The 15,742-nt window shown below is 67.2% G+C and carries 16 protein-coding genes and 1 pseudogene; 5 read left to right on the top strand and 12 right to left on the bottom strand.

All coding sequences use genetic code 11. From position 1 onward, the window contains the following. The 5 genes and pseudogenes from RCO38_RS02220 to RCO38_RS02200 form a co-directional block, all read left to right on the top strand. Positions 1-277, top strand: a pseudogene (locus tag RCO38_RS02220) (ParA family partition ATPase); the annotation flags it as partial. After that, on the top strand, positions 274-537 hold the full coding sequence (locus RCO38_RS02215; protein ID WP_308326666.1) for a chromosome partitioning protein ParB: 264 nt from the start codon (positions 274-276) through the stop codon (positions 535-537). The pseudogene RCO38_RS02220 and the gene RCO38_RS02215, both read left to right, overlap by 4 nt. Continuing rightward, the gene (locus RCO38_RS02210; RefSeq protein ID WP_108689692.1) at positions 534-1,091 is read left to right on the top strand and encodes a DUF2840 domain-containing protein; all 558 of its coding nucleotides are present in this window, start codon (positions 534-536) and stop codon (positions 1,089-1,091) included. The genes RCO38_RS02215 and RCO38_RS02210 overlap by 4 nt, the downstream gene beginning before the upstream one ends. Continuing rightward, positions 1,088-1,687 (top strand): S26 family signal peptidase, encoded by a 600-nt coding sequence (locus RCO38_RS02205; RefSeq protein ID WP_308326665.1) that lies wholly within the window; start codon positions 1,088-1,090, stop codon positions 1,685-1,687. Before RCO38_RS02210 ends, RCO38_RS02205 begins: the two co-directional genes overlap by 4 nt. 436 nt (positions 1,688-2,123) lie before the next feature. Then, positions 2,124-4,106 (top strand): relaxase/mobilization nuclease domain-containing protein, encoded by a 1,983-nt coding sequence (locus RCO38_RS02200; RefSeq protein WP_308326664.1) that lies wholly within the window; start codon positions 2,124-2,126, stop codon positions 4,104-4,106. Here the strand turns inward: RCO38_RS02200 and RCO38_RS02195 are convergent. From RCO38_RS02195 to RCO38_RS02140, 12 genes are read right to left on the bottom strand one after another with little or no spacing between them, the layout of a single operon-like run. Beyond that, positions 4,099-4,404, bottom strand: coding sequence for a thiolase family protein (locus RCO38_RS02195; protein WP_308326663.1), 306 nt, complete (start codon positions 4,402-4,404; stop codon positions 4,099-4,101). The two genes, RCO38_RS02200 and RCO38_RS02195, sit on opposite strands and share 8 nt — an antisense overlap. A gap of 9 nt (positions 4,405-4,413) precedes the next feature. After that, complete coding sequence (locus tag RCO38_RS02190; RefSeq protein WP_308326662.1) at positions 4,414-5,409, bottom strand: branched-chain amino acid ABC transporter permease; 996 nt, start codon at positions 5,407-5,409, stop codon at positions 4,414-4,416. Positions 5,410-5,420: 11 nt separating this feature from the next. Continuing rightward, a complete protein-coding gene (locus RCO38_RS02185) occupies positions 5,421-6,293 on the bottom strand; it encodes a branched-chain amino acid ABC transporter permease (protein WP_308326661.1) in 873 nt (290 codons plus the stop codon). A 17-nt stretch (positions 6,294-6,310) separates the two neighbouring features. Beyond that, a complete protein-coding gene (locus RCO38_RS02180) occupies positions 6,311-7,027 on the bottom strand; it encodes an ABC transporter ATP-binding protein (RefSeq protein WP_308326660.1) in 717 nt (238 codons plus the stop codon). After that, positions 7,024-7,791: an ABC transporter ATP-binding protein gene (locus tag RCO38_RS02175; RefSeq protein ID WP_291557863.1), complete on the bottom strand. Its 768-nt coding sequence runs from the start codon at positions 7,789-7,791 to the stop codon at positions 7,024-7,026. Before RCO38_RS02175 ends, RCO38_RS02180 begins: the two co-directional genes overlap by 4 nt. Before the next feature lie 16 nt (positions 7,792-7,807). Then, entirely contained in the window at positions 7,808-8,998 is a 1,191-nt protein-coding gene (locus RCO38_RS02170) for an ABC transporter substrate-binding protein (protein WP_291557865.1), read from the bottom strand. A 43-nt stretch (positions 8,999-9,041) separates the two neighbouring features. Beyond that, a complete protein-coding gene (locus RCO38_RS02165; RefSeq protein WP_308326659.1) occupies positions 9,042-9,824 on the bottom strand; it encodes an SDR family NAD(P)-dependent oxidoreductase in 783 nt (260 codons plus the stop codon). 30 nt (positions 9,825-9,854) lie between these two features. After that, on the bottom strand, positions 9,855-10,640 hold the full coding sequence (locus tag RCO38_RS02160; RefSeq protein WP_226033810.1) for an enoyl-CoA hydratase/isomerase family protein: 786 nt from the start codon (positions 10,638-10,640) through the stop codon (positions 9,855-9,857). Between the two features lie 11 nt (positions 10,641-10,651). Beyond that, positions 10,652-11,833 carry a thiolase family protein gene (locus RCO38_RS02155; RefSeq protein ID WP_291557878.1) on the bottom strand — a complete coding sequence of 394 codons (1,182 nt, stop codon included), beginning with the start codon at positions 11,831-11,833 and terminating at the stop codon, positions 10,652-10,654. A gap of 27 nt (positions 11,834-11,860) precedes the next feature. Then, positions 11,861-13,528 (bottom strand): long-chain fatty acid--CoA ligase, encoded by a 1,668-nt coding sequence (locus RCO38_RS02150; RefSeq protein WP_308326658.1) that lies wholly within the window; start codon positions 13,526-13,528, stop codon positions 11,861-11,863. Further along, positions 13,525-14,595, bottom strand: a complete 1,071-nt coding sequence (locus RCO38_RS02145) for a CaiB/BaiF CoA transferase family protein (protein WP_308326657.1) — start codon at positions 14,593-14,595, stop codon at positions 13,525-13,527. The genes RCO38_RS02150 and RCO38_RS02145 overlap by 4 nt, the downstream gene beginning before the upstream one ends. Continuing rightward, positions 14,592-15,737 (bottom strand): acyl-CoA dehydrogenase family protein, encoded by a 1,146-nt coding sequence (locus RCO38_RS02140; RefSeq protein WP_308326656.1) that lies wholly within the window; start codon positions 15,735-15,737, stop codon positions 14,592-14,594. Before RCO38_RS02140 ends, RCO38_RS02145 begins: the two co-directional genes overlap by 4 nt. Between the last annotated feature and the right edge of the window lie 5 nt (positions 15,738-15,742).

Below are 15,742 nucleotides of genomic sequence, written 5' to 3'. Positions count from 1 at the left end.
GATGGTTTCGCTGATCCGCGAAGCGCAGGTGTTCCGGCCTGCGCTGCGCGCGGCCTTCGTCATCAACCGGCGCGTCAGCACCACCATCATCGGCAGGGAGGCGCGGCAGTCGCTGGCCGAACAGCCGCTGCCGGCGCTGCGCTCGGAGATCCACCAGCGCATCGTCTTCGCCGACAGCGTGGCCGCTGGCCGGCTCGCCCGCGAAACCGCGCCCGACAGCGCCGCCGCACGCGAGATCGCCGCGCTCACCGATGAACTGCTGCGGTGGCCGACATGAGCGGCCCACGCAGCAAGCGCGTCGGCATCGGCGCGCGTCCGCCCGCGAATCCGCACGCCGAGGCGTGGATTCGCCAGGGCGATGCCGATGCGCTCAACAAGGGCGACCTCTACACGGCCCGCCTGACGCTCGACATTACGCCCGCCATGCGGGCGCGCATCAAGGTGTCGGCCTTCACGCGAGGCGTGACCGTGGCCGAACTGCTGCGCGGCCTGCTGGAACGGGAGTTTCCCGACAAGCGCCCGGAGAACCTGCCATGAACGCATCCGCCTTGCCTGCCGCTCACGCGGCAACGGCTGCACCGGCTGCTGCGCCGCCGCCTTCGCTTTCGACGCTCGCCGGCCAGGCTGGCAGCGTGCCGCTGACTCGCGTATCGCTCGCCTACATCGAACCGCGCTTCAAGCTCTACCTGCGTTTCGGCGAACCGGCACGCACGCTGCGGCTCGACCGCTGGCGGCGCTGCGCGGTGTTCCTGCCGCGTGCAATGTTCTGCCGTGTGCGCTGGGAGGCAAACGACTACGGCACGATCCGCTGGCAGCTCATGGTGATGCAAGCCGCCACGCCGCTGGACGACATGCAGCGCATCCCCGGTGTGCGGCCGGGCGCACGCCTGCTGCTGCACGCCGAAGGCGAAAACGCGGTGCGTGCCGTGCTGGAACGCATCGACGGCATCGACGCGCAGGGCATCGCCGCCATCGACGTGTCGCCCGCGTACTGGCGCACGCTGGGCAACCGTCTGGCGGCTCGCCTGCCGCTGCCCGAATACACCGCCGAGCGGCATGCTGCCTGGCTGGCTGGAAGGGCGCTGCCATGACGACCCAATCCAACACCACATGCACGCACGAAGCCGCGCCGCATCCTCGCTCGCGCCCGCGCGCTCGCATCGTGCTGGCGGGCTTCGCCGCCGTCGGCCTCGCTGCGCTGGCCTGGGCGGCTTTCGTGTCGCCGCTGCCGCGTCTGACCTACAACCCGTCCGACAGCGTAGCGGTCGGCTGGTATCGCATCGAACCGTTCGACCCGCACACCGCCTCGCTGCCACGTCCGCTGTCCGTGGACAGCATCGTGCTGGTGCCGCTGCCCGACAGGGCCGCCATGCTGGCTGCGCAGCGCGGCTACCTGCCGACCCGCGTTCCGCTGCTCAAACGTGTGGGCGCGGTCGCGCCGCAACACGTTTGCATCGTCGCCGGGCAGGTACGCATCGACGGCGTGCCTGCGGCCGCCGCGCTGCCTGCCGACCGGCTGGGCCGGCCGCTGCCATCCTTGCAGCTTTGCCGCCGCCTCGAACCGGGCGAGCTGTTCCTGTTGAGCGTGACCAATCCGGCGTCGTTCGACAGCCGCTATTTCGGGCCAGTCAGCGCGTCCGCCGTGATCGGCGTTGCGCATCCGGTGTGGCTGGAGACACGCCCATGATGGCCGCCGATTCGCTGCGCTCCGGCGTGCCATCGGGCATGTCGTTCTCGCCGCTGCTGCCGTGTCGTCGCGCGTGTAGAGCGGGCGCATTCGCGCCGCGCCTCGCGCAACATCCGGCGCAGCCGTCCAACGTGCAGGCGTCTTGCCTCGAACGTGCCTGGCCTGCGGCCATCGGCACGTTCGCCGGCGGGCTGGCTGCTGGGGCAGCAGCGCCGCCGGGCCGCCGAGGCCCGGAGCGGGAGCGAGGGGCAAATGCGGAAGGCAAGACAAAAGGGTGCGGCACCCAGCCGCCCACAAAGCCTGTCTGCACGTGGGGGTGGCGCGGCACGCAGCGGCTTCACCGCCGTGCCGCGCGGTGCGCGAGGCCCGCGCCAATGCAGGCCTGTCCGCGTGCTTCGCACGACCGGACACGCCAGAGCTTGCAGGAAGCGCGGCCATGACCGACCGCAGCGACGATGATTTCCGCATCCGCCCCGGCGCCCCGAAGAACCGGGGCCAGGGCTTCGTCTCCAAGGTGCTCAAGCAGGCGGGCAAGGCCAGTGGCGGCAAGTCCTCGGTGCGCCGTACCGCAGCCGGCGGCGGCAGCGCACGCGCTGGCCAGCGGCCCGGCTCGCGCCTGGGGCGCGGGCATACGGCGGCACGCTTCGCAGGCGCGAAGCTGACGCCCATGTCGCGGCGCGTGACCATCAAGACGCTGCTGCTCAACCAGCGCCAAGCCAGCCCGCAATCGCTCGCCAAGCATTTGCGTTACATCGAACGCGACGGCGTCGGCCGCGATGGCGAGCCGGGCCGGGCTTACGGGCCGCAGGCCGACGACGCCGACCTCGAAGCCTTCAAGGAACGCTGTGCCGACGACCGGCACCATTTCCGCTTCATCGTCTCGCCCGAGGACGGGGCCGAACTGGACGACCTGCGCACCTACACGCGGCATCTGATGAACCGCATGGAAGCTGACTTGGGCACGTGGCTGGATTGGGTGGCGGTGGATCACTGGAACACCGACAACCCCCACACGCATTTGATCGTGCGCGGGCGCGACGACACCGGCAAAGACCTCATCATCGCCGGCGACTACATCGCTGATGGATTCCGCCATCGTGCCGCTGAACTGGCGACCGAATGGCTGGGGCTGCGCACCGAACTGGAGATCCAGCAGACCTTGCAACGCGAGGTGGAGCAGGAGCGGTGGACGAGCCTGGATCGTACGCTGCAACGCGAGGCCGGCGAAGACGGCCGGGTGCAGATCGAACGCTTCAACGAACCGAAGCTGCAACGCCAACGCCTGCTGCTGATCGGCCGCCTGCAACGCTTGCAGCGCCTGGGGCTGGCCGACGAGACGCAGCCGGGCACCTGGGCCGTCCATGCCGATGCCGAGAAGACCCTGCGCGCCCTGGGCGAGCGTGGCGACATCATCCGCACCATGCAGGGTGCCATGCGCGGCGAGCCGCGCGAACTGGCGGTGTTCGAGCCGGGCGACGATGGCCGAACCATTCTCGGCCGCGTAGCCGCGAAGGGGCTGGCCGACGAGCTGCGCGACCGCGGCTATCTGGTCATCGACGGGGTGGACGGCAAGGCCCACTACGTCGTGCTCAACACCCGCGACGAGCTGGCGAACTATCCCACCGGCGCCGTGGTGGAGGTGAAGGGATCGGCCGACGTGCGCGCGGCCGACAAGAACATCGCCGTGCTGGCGAGCGATGGCCTGTACCGCACCGACCACCACCTTGCTATCGCGCAGGGCCAGGCCGTACCGGGCCGCGATCCGCAGGAAGTCGTCGCGGCCCACGTCCGGCGCTTGGAAGCCCTGCGCCGGGCAGGCATCGTGGAGCGCGTGGCCGAAGGGCTATGGAAGGTGCCGGGCGACCTGCCCGATCAGGGCCGTCGCTACGACGCGCAGCGCCTGGGCGGCGTGGCCGTGGAGCTGAAATCGCACCTGCCCATCGAGCGGCAGGCCCGCGTGATCGGGGCCACCTGGCTTGACCAGCAGTTGATCGGCGGCGGCTCTGGCCTGGGCGACCTGGGCTTTGGCGGCGAGGCCAAGCAGGCAATGCAGCAGCGCACCGACTTCCTGGCCGAACAGGGGCTGGCCGAGCGGCGCGGCCAACGCGTCATCCTGGCGCGCAATCTGCTGGCAATGCTGCGCAGCCGGGATGTAGCGCATGCCGCGAAGGACTTGGCCGCCGAAACTGGCCTGGAGCACCGGCCCGTGGCCGATGGCCAGCGCGTGGCGGGTATCTACCGCCGCAGCGTCATGCTGGCCAGCGGACGCTACGCCATGCTCGATGACGGCATGGGGTTCAGCCTGGTGCCATGGAGGCCTGTCATCGAACAACGACTCGGTATGCCGATTTCTGCGCAGGTACATGACGGCCGCGTATCCTGGCAAATCCGACGGCAACAGGGCTTATCTGTTATCTGAAGCCAGCAGCATATCGAGCACCCACTGCAAGGATGCGTCTACAAGCGTTCTCGATGTTGACGACCGGAATGCGCCCGATGCCCATGCCGCGCAGCGCCACCTGTCCGGGGATCAGCACCTGGTCGGCCATGACACCAGCAGCGGCGTTGCCCATGTGGGCCGCCTGCAGTTGGGACGGGGTGATGCCTGCATTGGCAATGGCTTCGCCAATCGCCTCGGCGGCGAGCGATTTGAGACCGCAGTCAATGTGCTTGCCGAAACGGGTCATGCCCGTGCCAGCGACGAAGACGGGCTGCATGGAAAGCGTCTAAGACTGGGCGGATGAGGAATTTGCACGCCTGCGCCAGAGGCTGGTGATCCAGCCGCTCAAGCCATTTGGGGCCAGGAAGACCATTGCGAGCAGTGCGAAGCCGAAAATCATCCACGGGGCGGATTGCGACACGCTCTCGGCCAGGTTGGGCGTAAGCACGATGAAAGCAGCCCCCAGGAAGGCGCCCCACAGGCTCCGCACCCCGCCCACGAAGCTGCCCACCAGCAGGGACACCGAGAGCAGGAAGGGAAAGTTCTCGGGCGCGACGAACTGGCCCGCCACCACGCTCAGGGCACCGGCCAGGCCGGTGAACGCCGCGCTGAGGCCGAACATCTGCGTGCGCAGGGCGGTGATGTCGAGCCCGCCCGCCGCCGCCGCGAGCGGCTGGTCGCGCGAGGCGTCCACCAGGCGGCCGAACTGCGAGCCGAGAATCCGCCGCGCCAGCAGGAAGGCGCAGAGCGCGCAGGCCGCAACGCAGGCCATGATGGCCCAGTCCGCCCGGTCGGCCAGCACCCCTGGGAACACAGGTTTTTCCAGGACGATCCCCGCCACGCCGCCGGTCAGCCACTCGATCTTTTTCCACTTGAGCGCCTGCGGTGTCACGACCGCCACCGCGAAGGTGGACAGCGCCAGATAAAGCATGGGCAGCCGCAGCGCCGGGAAGCCGAAGAGGAAACCCGCCACGAAGCACAACAGCGCCGCCACCGGCACGCCCACGTAGAACGGCCAGCCCAGGTGATGCGAGAGCACCGCCGCGGTATAGGCACCGATGGCGAAGAAGGCGCTGTGGCCGAGCGAGATCTGGCCCGTGTAGCCGGTGAGCAGGTTCAGGCCCATGATGGCGATGCCATAGATCAGCACCTGCGTCATCACGTACAACGGATAACTTTGCCAACTAAAGGACCAGGCCAGCAGCGCGAGCCCGACCACCGAGGCCGTCCAGCGCAACCAGGTGGGCGATGCCGCCGGGCGGATGTTGAGTGGGGCGTTCATGGTATTCATGCTCACACCCTCACCTGAACCGTCTTGCCGAAGATGCCGGCGGGCCGCAAGACCAGCATGGCGATGATCAGCAACATGATGCAGGTCAGCTTCAGGTCGTTGCCGACCACATAGGCGCCCAGCAGGTTCTCCAGCACCCCGATGGCGAAGCCCCCGGCCACGGCACCCACGGGGCTGGCAATGCCGCCCAGCAGCGCGCCCGCCAGTGCATAGATCAGCGGCCCCATCATCATCGACGGCTCCAGGAACACGATGGGCGCGGCCATCAGCCCTGCCACGGCACCGGCCACCGCCGCAAGGCCCCAGCCCACGGCCAGCACCTTGTTGGTGCTGATGCCCACCAGCTCTGCCGACGGCGCGTTCACCGCCACCGCGCGCATCGCCAGGCCGAAGCGGGTGAAGCGGAAGAACACGAACACCGCCGCCAGCTCGGCAAGGGTGACGAGCAGAACGCCGACCTCATGGGCCGAGAGAAAGGGCTCGGCACGGCGGAGAACACCACCGAACGGCGTGGCGAACTCCTGCATCTCATGTCCGAACAGCCAGCCGACCAGGCTGTTGAGGATGATGAGCAGCGCGATGCTGGCCGCCACGACCGAGAGCACCGGCTTGTGCCGCAGGGGCTGGAAGATGACCCGCTCCAGCGCCAGCCCGAGCAGGAACGCACCCACGACCACGACGGCGAAGGCTACCCACCACGACGCGCCAGCCTGAACCAGCGCCCAGCTCATGTAGGTGGAAAACATCGCCAGTTCGCCCTGCGCGAAATTGACGGACGAAGTGCAGCGGTAGATGAGCACGAGCGCGATGGCCAAGCTGGCATAGATGCCGCCCGCCGCCAGGCCCGAAGCTATCTGGTGAAGAAATGCTTGCATGGTGAACCTTTGTTTGTTCAGTGGCCGAGGTAGCTGCGGCGCACGGCGTCGTCTTCGCGCAGCTCGGCAGCGGTGCCCTGGGCGGTGATGCGTCCGCTTTCGAGCACATAGGCCCGGTTGACCAGGTTCAGCGCAACCTGGGCGTTCTGCTCCACGATGAGGGCCGTGAGGTGCTCGGTTTCGCGCAACTGGTGCAGGAGTTCGTAGATCTCCTGCGTCACGCGCGGCGCGATGCCGAACGAGGGCTCGTCCAGCAGCAGCATCTTGGGGCGCATCATCAGCGCGCGGGCGATGGCCAGCATCTGCTGCTCGCCGCCGCTGAGCGTGCCCGCCGCCTGCTTCGCGCGGCTGGACAGCTTGGGGAACAGCGTCTGCATGCGGGCGATGTCCTGCTCGATGCCGTCCTTGTCGCGGCGGTGGATGGCGCCCACGCGCAGGTTCTCCAGCACCGTCAGGTCGCCGAAGGTGCCGCGCCCCTCGGGCACGTGGGCGATGCCCAGCGAGGCGATGGCGGGCGCGGCCATGTCGATGATGTCCTGGCCCTCGAAGCGCAGCGTGCCCGTGGCCGTCACCTGCTGGTGGCTGATGGCGCGCAGGATGGAGGTCTTGCCCGCGCCGTTGGCGCCGAGCAGCGCCACCATTTCGCCCGCCTGAACGTGCAGGTCGATGCCATGCACCACCGCCGTGCGGCCATAGGCCACCGCGAGGTTGCGGATTTCAAGCCGTTGGGTCACAGCACACCTCCCAGATAGGCATCGAGCACGGCGTCGTTGTTGGCCACTTCCTCGGGCGAGCCCTGGGCGAGCTTGCGGCCAAAGCTCAGCACCGCGAGGTCGGAGCAGGTCTTCATCACGAAGCGCATGTTGTGTTCCACGACCACCATGCTCAACTTCAACTCTTCATGCAGGCGCAGCAGCACCTCGCGCAGTTCATCGACCTCGCCAGCGGTGAGGCCAGCGGCAGGTTCGTCGAGCAGCAGCAGCTTGGGCTGCGTCACCAGCGCCCGCGCGATTTCCACGCGGTGCTGGATGCCCACTGGCAGTTCCGCCACGCCCCGGTCCGCATACGCAGACAGCCGCAGCGTGGCCAGGGCCGCGTCGGCCGAGTGTGCGATTTCTTCCTCGGCGGCACGGACGGCGCGCGAGCGCAGCGCGGCACCCAGCATCGACACCGGCAGCCGCGCGTGCGCGCCCACCATCACGTTCTCGCGCACCGTGAGCGACGGGTAGAGCGCCACGTTCTGGAAGGTACGGCTGAGGCCCAGCCGGGCGACGCCGTGGCGCGGCAGGCGTGTCAGTTCAGCGTGGCCGAAGCGCACGCTGCCGCGTGTGGGCCGGTACAGGCCGCTGATGCAGTTGAAGCAGGTCGTCTTGCCGGCCCCGTTCGGCCCGATCAGGCCGAAGATGCTGCCCTCAGGCACGTCCATCGAGAAGGCGTCCAGCGCAACGACGCCGCCAAAGCGGATCGTCAGATCGCGTACGGAAAGAATGGGTTCCATCGCTGCGCTCGACCCGTCAGGACGACATCACCTTCCAGCTCGTGCCATCGAACTGCTGGATGCGCATGTCCGGTATCGGGTGAGGGCGGGCGTCGCTGGTCTTGACACGCAGGCCCGGCAGCATCATGGGCAACTCCATGTCCAGGCGGCGCGCCTGCCGCAGGATGTTCTCGCGCGAGAGGTCGTTGCCGCACTGCTTGAGCAACTGCACTGTCACTTGCCCAAGGCAAGCACCGAGCACGGTGAGGTACTCCTTGGCCGCGCCTTTGTTGTATTTGTCCATGAAGGCATGCCAGGCCTGGAACCCGGGGTCGTCCTTCCAGGTCAGGTCGCCCGGATCCTTGACGAACGCGGCGCTCATGACGCCCTTGACCTTGTCCAGCCCCACCGGGGTCAGCACCATGGGCACCGAAGACGCACTCGGGTTGATGTAGATCGTCGGCCGCCAGCCGATGTCATGGGCCTTGCGCAGCGACTGGAGGGTGGCTTTGGGCGAACCCCAAGCTACCAGCACGTCCGCGCCCGAGGCCTGCATGGAGACGATCTGCGAGTCCACCGTCGGATCGGACACCTCGTGCGATTCTTCGCGCACGAGCGGCTTTCCGGCGGCGGCCAGAACCTCCTTCATGCCGCGCAGCACATCCTTGCCGGCATCGTCGTTCTGGTAGAACATGGCGATCTTCGCGTTCGGCCGCGTCTGCAGGATGTGCCTGGCCAGAATGCGCCCTTCGTCGGTGTACAGGGGCAGCCAGCCCATGCTCCAGGGGAACTTGGCCGCATCGTCCAACCACGTGGCGGCACCGGACGAAACAAAGAGCTGCGGTACTTTGGCGTTGTTGAGATAGCTACGCGTCGCCAGCCCGGTGGACGAGCCTATCTGACCCGCGATGAAAGCCACCTGCTCGCGCTCCACCAGGCGGCGCACTTGCTCCAGGGTTTTCGGCGGGCTGTAGCCATCGTCGGCCAGCACCAGCTTGAGCTTGCGCCCATTCACGCCGCCCTCGGCGTTGACCAGATCAAACCATGCAGACATGGCCTTGCCGACGGCGCCATAGCCTGCGGCCGGGCCGCTGAGCGGCAGGGTCGAGCCGATCTTGATTTCGCTGTCCGTCACGCCTGGGGTGCCCGCGCCCTGCGCGCGGGTCAGACCAGAAACGCCCGCCAGCATGGCGCCGGAAAGCATGGTGATGAATTGTCTTTTCTGCATGATGTCTCCTGTGGTGGTTGGATGGGTCAGGTGAATTGATGCGTCAGCGCGGCGCCATGCGAAGGGCACCATCCACGCGGATGGACTCGGCGTTCATGTAGCCGCAAGTGACCAGAAACTCGACGGCCTGCGCGAATTCATCGGGGTCGCCCAAACGCTTGGGAAAGGGCACGCTGGCCGCCAGCGCCTGCTTGACGTTGTCCGGCAGGGCCAGCAGCAAGGGCGTGCCGAAGATCCCCGGCAGGATGGTGTTGACGCGAACGCCTTCGTCCATCAGGTCGCGCGCGATCGGCAAGGTCATGCCCATAACGGCGGCCTTGCTGGCGGCGTAGCTGGCCTGGCCGACCTGGCCGTCCACTGCGGCGGCCGAAGCGGTGTTGACCACGACGCCGCGGTCGCCGTCGGCCAGCGGTTCCAGCGCCAGCATGCCCGCCGTCGACTTGGCAATGCAGCGGAACGTACCCACCAGGTTGATCTGCACGATGCGATTGAAGCGATCCACCGCACTCGGGCGGATCTCACCCGTTTTCCGGTCGCGGCTGACAGTCTTGACGGCGTCGGCCGTGCCGGCGCAGTTGACCAGAACGCGTTCCTGCCCGATCGCGGCGCGGGCCTTGGCGAAGGCTGCGTCCACCTGCTCCTCGGACGTCACGTCCACATTGCAGTAAACGCCGCCAAGCTCGCTTGCCAACGCCTGGCCGACGGCTTCGTTCATGTCGAAGATGGCGACTTTGACGCCGTGGCTGGCCAAGAGCCGGGCCGTGGCAGCTCCCAGACCGGAAGCCCCCCCGGTGATGACGGCAGAAATGTCGGAATTCAGTTTCATGGTTTTTCCTTGATAGATGACAGACAGGCGTTATTGGCCAGTGAAGTTGGGGGCACGCTTGTCCAGGAATGCCGCTTGCCCTTCCAGGTTGTCGGCCGAACGCAAAACGACGAAGAAATTGCGCTTCTCATGCTCCAGGCCCTGCGCGAGTGGAGTTTCAAAGCTGGCCAAGGCCGCATCTTTCGCGAGCGCCACGGCCAGCGGCGAATTGGCCGCAATCCGGCTGGCCATCGCCAACGCCGTCGGCAGGGCCTGGCCGTCAGCAGTCACTTCGGCGACGATGCCGACGTCGCAGGCCTTGCGGGCGTCGATGAAATCGCCGGTCAGCAGCAGAGCCATCGCCTTGGACTTGCCGATGGCATGGATCAGGCGCTGGGTGCCGCCAGCACCGGGAATGGCACCCAGCTTGACTTCCGGCACGCCGAACTTGGCTGACTCGCCGGCGATCACGATGTCGCAGGCCAGCGCCAGTTCCATGCCGCCGCCCAGCGCGACCTTTTCCACCGCCGCAATGACGGGCTTGGGGAAGCTCCCCAGTTCCGAAAAGAAGTCCCAGCCCGTCGCTGCGCGATCACCCAGCAGCGGCGCGGCGCGCAGCACCTCGAACGCCGTGATGTCAGCTCCGGCGCAAAACACGCCCTCGGCGCCGGTGATGATGACGGCTCGCACGGCATCGTCGTCGCGCAGTTGCGCAAGCTGCGCGCGCAGGCCATCGAATACCGCGCGGTTCAAGCTGTTCTTCGCACGGGGGCGGTTGATGGTCAAGGTGACGATGGCGCCTTCGCGGCTGACGAGCACTTCGCTGGATTCGCTCATGTTGGCCCCGCTCATGCCAGCCGCTCGATGATGGTGGTGTTGGCCGTGCCCGAGGCCTCGCAAATGGTCTGCAGGCCATAGCGACCACCCCGGCGCTCCAGCTCGTACAGCAGGTCGGTGAGCATCCGCGCGCCGGTGGAGCCCAGCGGATGGCCGATGGCCATCGAGCCGCCATTGACGTTGAGGCGGTCGTCCGGGACGCCGAATTCCTGCTGGAACATGAGCGGCACGCCGCCGAAGGCCTCGTTGACCTCGAACAGATCGATGTCGTTGATGCTCAGGCCCGCTTCCTTCAGTGCCTTGCGGGTGGAATCGAGCACGGCGGTGAACTGGATCACCGGATCGGCGGCGGCCACGGCGGTGCTGACGAAGCGCGCACGCGGCTTCAGGCCGTGCTGCTTGGCATAAGCGCGGCTGGCGATCAGCAGCGCGGCGGCACCATCGCTGACCTGCGACGAGTTGCCGGCGGTGGTGGTGCCGTTGGCGGCAAACGCCGGCTTGAGCGTGGCCATCTTCTCGGGGTCGGGGTTGGCGCGCACGCCCTCGTCGGCAGCGACGATCGGGCTGTTCGGGTCGGCCGGATCCTCGGTCAGCTGCACCAGCTGATCTTTGATGCGGCCGGCCTGCATCGCCTCGGTGGCGCGCCGATGGCTGCGCACGGCAGAGGCATCCAGGGTCTCACGCGTAAGACCGAAGCGCGTGTTCAGCAACTCCGACGAAACGCCTTGCGGTATCAGCGGGTTGTCCTGGTAGCGCGCCAGCTCGCGCGGACTGTATTGCGAGCCGAGCGGCGCGCCGGGCTTGAACGACGGCGGCAGCGGCGCCTGCGACATCGACTCCACCCCCCCGCCGATGGCCAACTGGTAGGCGCCCGCCTGGATACCATGCACGGCAAAGCTCACCGCCTGCTGGCCAGAGCCGCATTGCCGATCGACCGTCACTGCCGGGACGGATTCGGGCAGCCCCGCCGCCAACACGGCATGCCTCCCCAGGTTGCCGTGCTGCTGGTCCCACTGCAGCACGCAGCCGACGATCACGTCGTCCAGATCCGCCGGGTTGATGCCGGATTGCTCGACCAACTGGCGCAGCGTCTCGGCCATCAGGTCGACGGGATGCCATTTATGCAAGCGTCCGCCGCGCTTGCCCACGGGGGTGCGCAGTGCACCAACGATGACGGGTTCATGATCATTCATGTTGTTCTCCTGTAGCAAAAGGTTGGCTCACTCGGTGTAGCGGCCCACGTGCTCGGCGCGTATGCGCTTCTTGTCGAGCTTGCCGACGCTGGTCTTGGGGATGGCTTCGACGAACAGGACCTGATCGGGCAACTGCCACTTGGCGAAGGCGCTGGTCAGGTGCTCCTGCAGTTGTTCCTGGGTCGCCTGCTGGCCGGGCTTCAGCACAACCAGGGCGAGCGGCCGTTCCTGCCACTTCGCATGAGGAATGCCGACCACCGCAGCGTCGCGCACGGCCGGGTGGCCCATGAGCAGGTTTTCCATGTCGATGGAAGAGATCCATTCACCACCGCTCTTGATCACGTCCTTGATGCGGTCGGTGACCTTGAGGTAGCCGTTCTCGTCCACCGTGCCGACATCGCCCGAGCGCCACCAGCCGCCCTCCAGGAAGCGATCGCCGGAATCGGGCATGTCGTGGTAGCTGGTCGTGATCCAGGGGCCGCGCAGGCAAATCTCGCCGGCCGACTGGCCGTCGTGCGGCAGATCCTGGTCGTTGGCATCGAGGATGCGGATGTCCACGCCGGTCAGGACCAGGCCCTGCTTGCGCTTGAGATTCCACCGCTCGTCCTGGGTCAAGCGCTTCCTCAACGTGGGCTTGAGGCGGTTGACGGTCACCAGCGTCGTGGCTTCGGTGGCGCCGTAGCCGTGCACCACCTCGGCACCCGTGAGTTCGTGGAAGCCGATCATCATCGACAGCGGCGGCTCGCTCGCGCCGGACAGCATGCGCATGCGGCTGAAGTCCGGCTTGACCGGCAGCGTCTCGATGTACTGCAGCATCGGTTGGAAGATGGCCGGTGCGCCGTTGGTGATGGTCACTCCCTCGGCAATCATGGTGTCGACCAGCGGCTTGGTGTCCTCGGCAGCGTAGCGTCCCGGCAGCACGATCTTGTCGGCCAGCAGCGTGGCGGCCTGCGGCAGGCCCCAGCACTGCCCGTGGAACATGGGCGTGATGAGCATGACGCAGTCGTCCAGCGTCATGCCCATGTTGGTGGCCATGCCCGTGGAGTGCAGGTAGATGCCGCGGTGCGAGTAGTACACGCCCTTGGGTTTGCCCGTGGTGCCGGTGGTGTAGCAGGCGCTGTAAGCCGAGGTTTCGTCGATCTCGGGCCAGTCGATCTTGGCGTCGGCGGCGGCCAGCAGGTCTTCGTAGTGCAGCAGCGGTTTCAGCGTGGTCTTGATCTGGTCCAGCGGCTTGTCGGTCATGACGATCCAGCCCTTGATCTGGGGCGAGTTCGCTGCGACGGATTCGGCGATCGGCAGCAAGGACTCGTCCACGCAAACGTAAGACACCTTGCTGTGGCCGACCACGTAGCCCAGGTCCTCGGCGCCCAGGCGCAGGTTCATCTGCAGCATGACCGCGCCCAGGCCGGGGATGGACCAGTACAGCTCGAAGTGGCGCCGGCTGTTCCAGTCCAGGATGCCGACCCGGTCGCCCGGCTCGACGCCGAGTGCGCGCAGTGCATTGGCGCTGCGGCAGACGCGCGCGTAGCAGTCGGCATAGGTGTAGCGATCCCAGCCGCCATCGGGTGTGCGGTAGACGATCTCCTGGTCCCCGTGGGTGCGCGCAGCGTGTCGGATCAGCGTCGTGGTGTTGAGCTGGCATTCGTTGCCCGTGGTGGACGGGCAGCCGCGGATGGGCTGGGCGGTGTTGGTCATTTTCTTGTCTCCTGAGTGGTTGCGTTGAGTGCCTGGAACCGCGGGGCCGGAGCCGCTTCGATGGCGCCGGAGGGGGTGGATTGGTAGATGCCCCTTGCCGCGTTGTGCGGATGCCGCACTGCCTCGGCCAGGCTGAGCACGGGCGCAAAGCAGGCGTCACTGCCTTCGAGCAACTCGCACCAGTGCGCCCGGGGCCTGCTGCGAATGAGGGCCGCGATGCGCTCCTTCAGCGCTGGCCACGTCGCCGTGTCGTACTGGTCAGCAGGGTTCACGTCCGCCAGGCCCAGCTTTGACAGCAGCAGTGCGTGGAATGCGGGCTCCACCGCCGCGAGGCTGATGAAGCCACCGTCTGCGCAGGCATACACGTCATAGAATGGCGAATCGTGAAACGGACTCGGCTGCGCGCCATCGATCTGCCCATTGGCGCGAATCCAGTGCACCAGCGTGCCCATCATGGCCACGATGTCGACTATGGCGGCGTCCACGACCCGGCCACGGCCGGTGGCGCGCGCATCCACCAGCGCGCAGGCGACACCGAAGGCCATGCCCAGCGCCCCGGCCGCGTCCCCAAGTACCGAGGGCGGCACGATGGGCGCCTGCCCCTTGCGCGCCGACAGCGACAGCAGGCCCGTCAACGCGACGTAGTTCAGGTCGTGACCAGCGGCCCGGGAGAGCGGGCCGTCCTGGCCCCAGCCCGTCATCCGGCCATAGACCAGCCTGGGGTTGCGCGCCGCGCATTCGGCGGGGCCGAACCCCAGCCGTTCCATCACACCCGGGCGATAACCCTCGATCAAGACGTCGGACTGGGCGATCAGCTCCAGGGCGTGCGCTTTGCCGCCGGGCGATTTCAGGTCGGTGACCTCGACCGTCTTGCCACGGTGCAGCGGATTGGCTGCCGCGCCACCCAGCGGCTGCGCCCCAGCGGCCTGCTCGGCCCGTGTCAGCGCAATCACCTCGGCACCCATGTCGGCCAGCATCATGGCGGCCAGCGGGCCCGGCCCGATCCCTTCGAACTCCACCACACGGACGCCGTGCAGTGGCCTTTGCAGCGTGTGCGGGGCGTTCACAGCTTCCTCGCAATCAGTTCCTTCATGACCTCGTTCGCGCCACCGTAGATCTTTTGCACACGCGAGGCGGTGTACATGCGCGCGATCGGGTATTCGGACATATAGCCGTAGCCGCCGAACATCTGCAGGCACTCGTCCACCACGCGGCACTGCTGCTCGCTGCACCACCACTTGGCCATGTACGCGGCTTCGGCGTCGAGCGTTCCGTCCAGCAGCCGCTGGGTGCAGTCATTGACGAAGGTGCGCACCACGTGGGCGATGGTGGCGATCTCAGCCAGCTTGTGGCGCGTGGTCTGCATCTCGAACATGGGCGCGCCGAAGATCTTGCGCTCCTTCGTGTATTCAATGGTGAGTTCCAGGGCCCGGTCGATGATGGCCGCTGCCGGCACGGCGATGGACATGCGCTCGTAGGGCAACTGGCCCATCAGTTGCTTGAAACCATGCCCTTCGACGCCTCCCAGAAGTTGATCGACCGGCACGCGCACCCCGTCGAAGAAGAGTTCGGCGGTGTCCGACGCATGCAGGCCGATCTTGTCGAGTAGGCGACCCACGCGGAACCCTGGCAAGCTCTCAGTCTCCAGCACGATCAGCGACAGGCCTCGGCTGCCCGCCTCGCCGGTGCGTGCGACCACGATCAGAAGATTGCAGGTATAGCCGTTGGTGATGAAGGTCTTGGCGCCATCGATCACGTAGTGATCGCCATCGCGGCGCGCGCGGGTGGCGATGGCCTTGAGGTCCGTGCCGCAGCCAGGCTCGGTCATCGCGATGCCGACCAGCATCTCGCCGCTGCTCAACTTGGGCAGCCAACGCTGCTTCTGCTCCTCGGTGCCGTAGTCCATGATGTAGTGCGAAGCGATGCTGTGCACCTGGACGTTGTTGGGCATTTCCGCTCTGGTCAACTCATCCTGTACCACCAACTGGTAGGCAATGCTGGCCCCGGTGCCGCCGTAGGCTTCGGGCATTTCGGGCAGCATGAAGCCCATTTCGCCGAAGGGCCGCCAGGTTTCGCGCGGGACGTAGCCCTGCTCGCGCCAGCCGGGCAGCTTCGGAGCCATCTCGGCGGCGATGTAGCGGCGAATTTGGTCGCGAAAGGTCTCGATGTCGCTGTCCATCCAGGGTTGACGGTGCAATTGCGGCAGCATGGGAG

This window comes from Hydrogenophaga pseudoflava (genome assembly GCF_031020795.1).
Lineage (GTDB): Bacteria > Pseudomonadota > Gammaproteobacteria > Burkholderiales > Burkholderiaceae_C > Hydrogenophaga > Hydrogenophaga pseudoflava_A.
Note: the sequence above shows the minus strand (reverse complement) of the source record. Positions and strands in the feature narration are given on the sequence as shown.

Coding starts and splice junctions, on each gene's coding strand:
- RCO38_RS02160 (WP_226033810.1), bottom strand. CDS start 10,640: ATGAGCGAATCCAGCGAAGTGCTCGTCAGCCGCGAAGGCGCCATCGTC.
- RCO38_RS02170 (WP_291557865.1), bottom strand. CDS start 8,998: ATGCAGAAAAGACAATTCATCACCATGCTTTCCGGCGCCATGCTGGCG.
- RCO38_RS02190 (WP_308326662.1), bottom strand. CDS start 5,409: ATGAACGCCCCACTCAACATCCGCCCGGCGGCATCGCCCACCTGGTTG.
- RCO38_RS02155 (WP_291557878.1), bottom strand. CDS start 11,833: ATGAATGATCATGAACCCGTCATCGTTGGTGCACTGCGCACCCCCGTG.
- RCO38_RS02185 (WP_308326661.1), bottom strand. CDS start 6,293: ATGCAAGCATTTCTTCACCAGATAGCTTCGGGCCTGGCGGCGGGCGGC.
- RCO38_RS02165 (WP_308326659.1), bottom strand. CDS start 9,824: ATGAAACTGAATTCCGACATTTCTGCCGTCATCACCGGGGGGGCTTCC.
- RCO38_RS02205 (WP_308326665.1), top strand. CDS start 1,088: ATGACGACCCAATCCAACACCACATGCACGCACGAAGCCGCGCCGCAT.
- RCO38_RS02200 (WP_308326664.1), top strand. CDS start 2,124: ATGACCGACCGCAGCGACGATGATTTCCGCATCCGCCCCGGCGCCCCG.
- RCO38_RS02140 (WP_308326656.1), bottom strand. CDS start 15,737: ATGCTGCCGCAATTGCACCGTCAACCCTGGATGGACAGCGACATCGAG.
- RCO38_RS02175 (WP_291557863.1), bottom strand. CDS start 7,791: ATGGAACCCATTCTTTCCGTACGCGATCTGACGATCCGCTTTGGCGGC.
- RCO38_RS02210 (WP_108689692.1), top strand. CDS start 534: ATGAACGCATCCGCCTTGCCTGCCGCTCACGCGGCAACGGCTGCACCG.
- RCO38_RS02195 (WP_308326663.1), bottom strand. CDS start 4,404: ATGCAGCCCGTCTTCGTCGCTGGCACGGGCATGACCCGTTTCGGCAAG.
- RCO38_RS02215 (WP_308326666.1), top strand. CDS start 274: ATGAGCGGCCCACGCAGCAAGCGCGTCGGCATCGGCGCGCGTCCGCCC.
- RCO38_RS02150 (WP_308326658.1), bottom strand. CDS start 13,528: ATGACCAACACCGCCCAGCCCATCCGCGGCTGCCCGTCCACCACGGGC.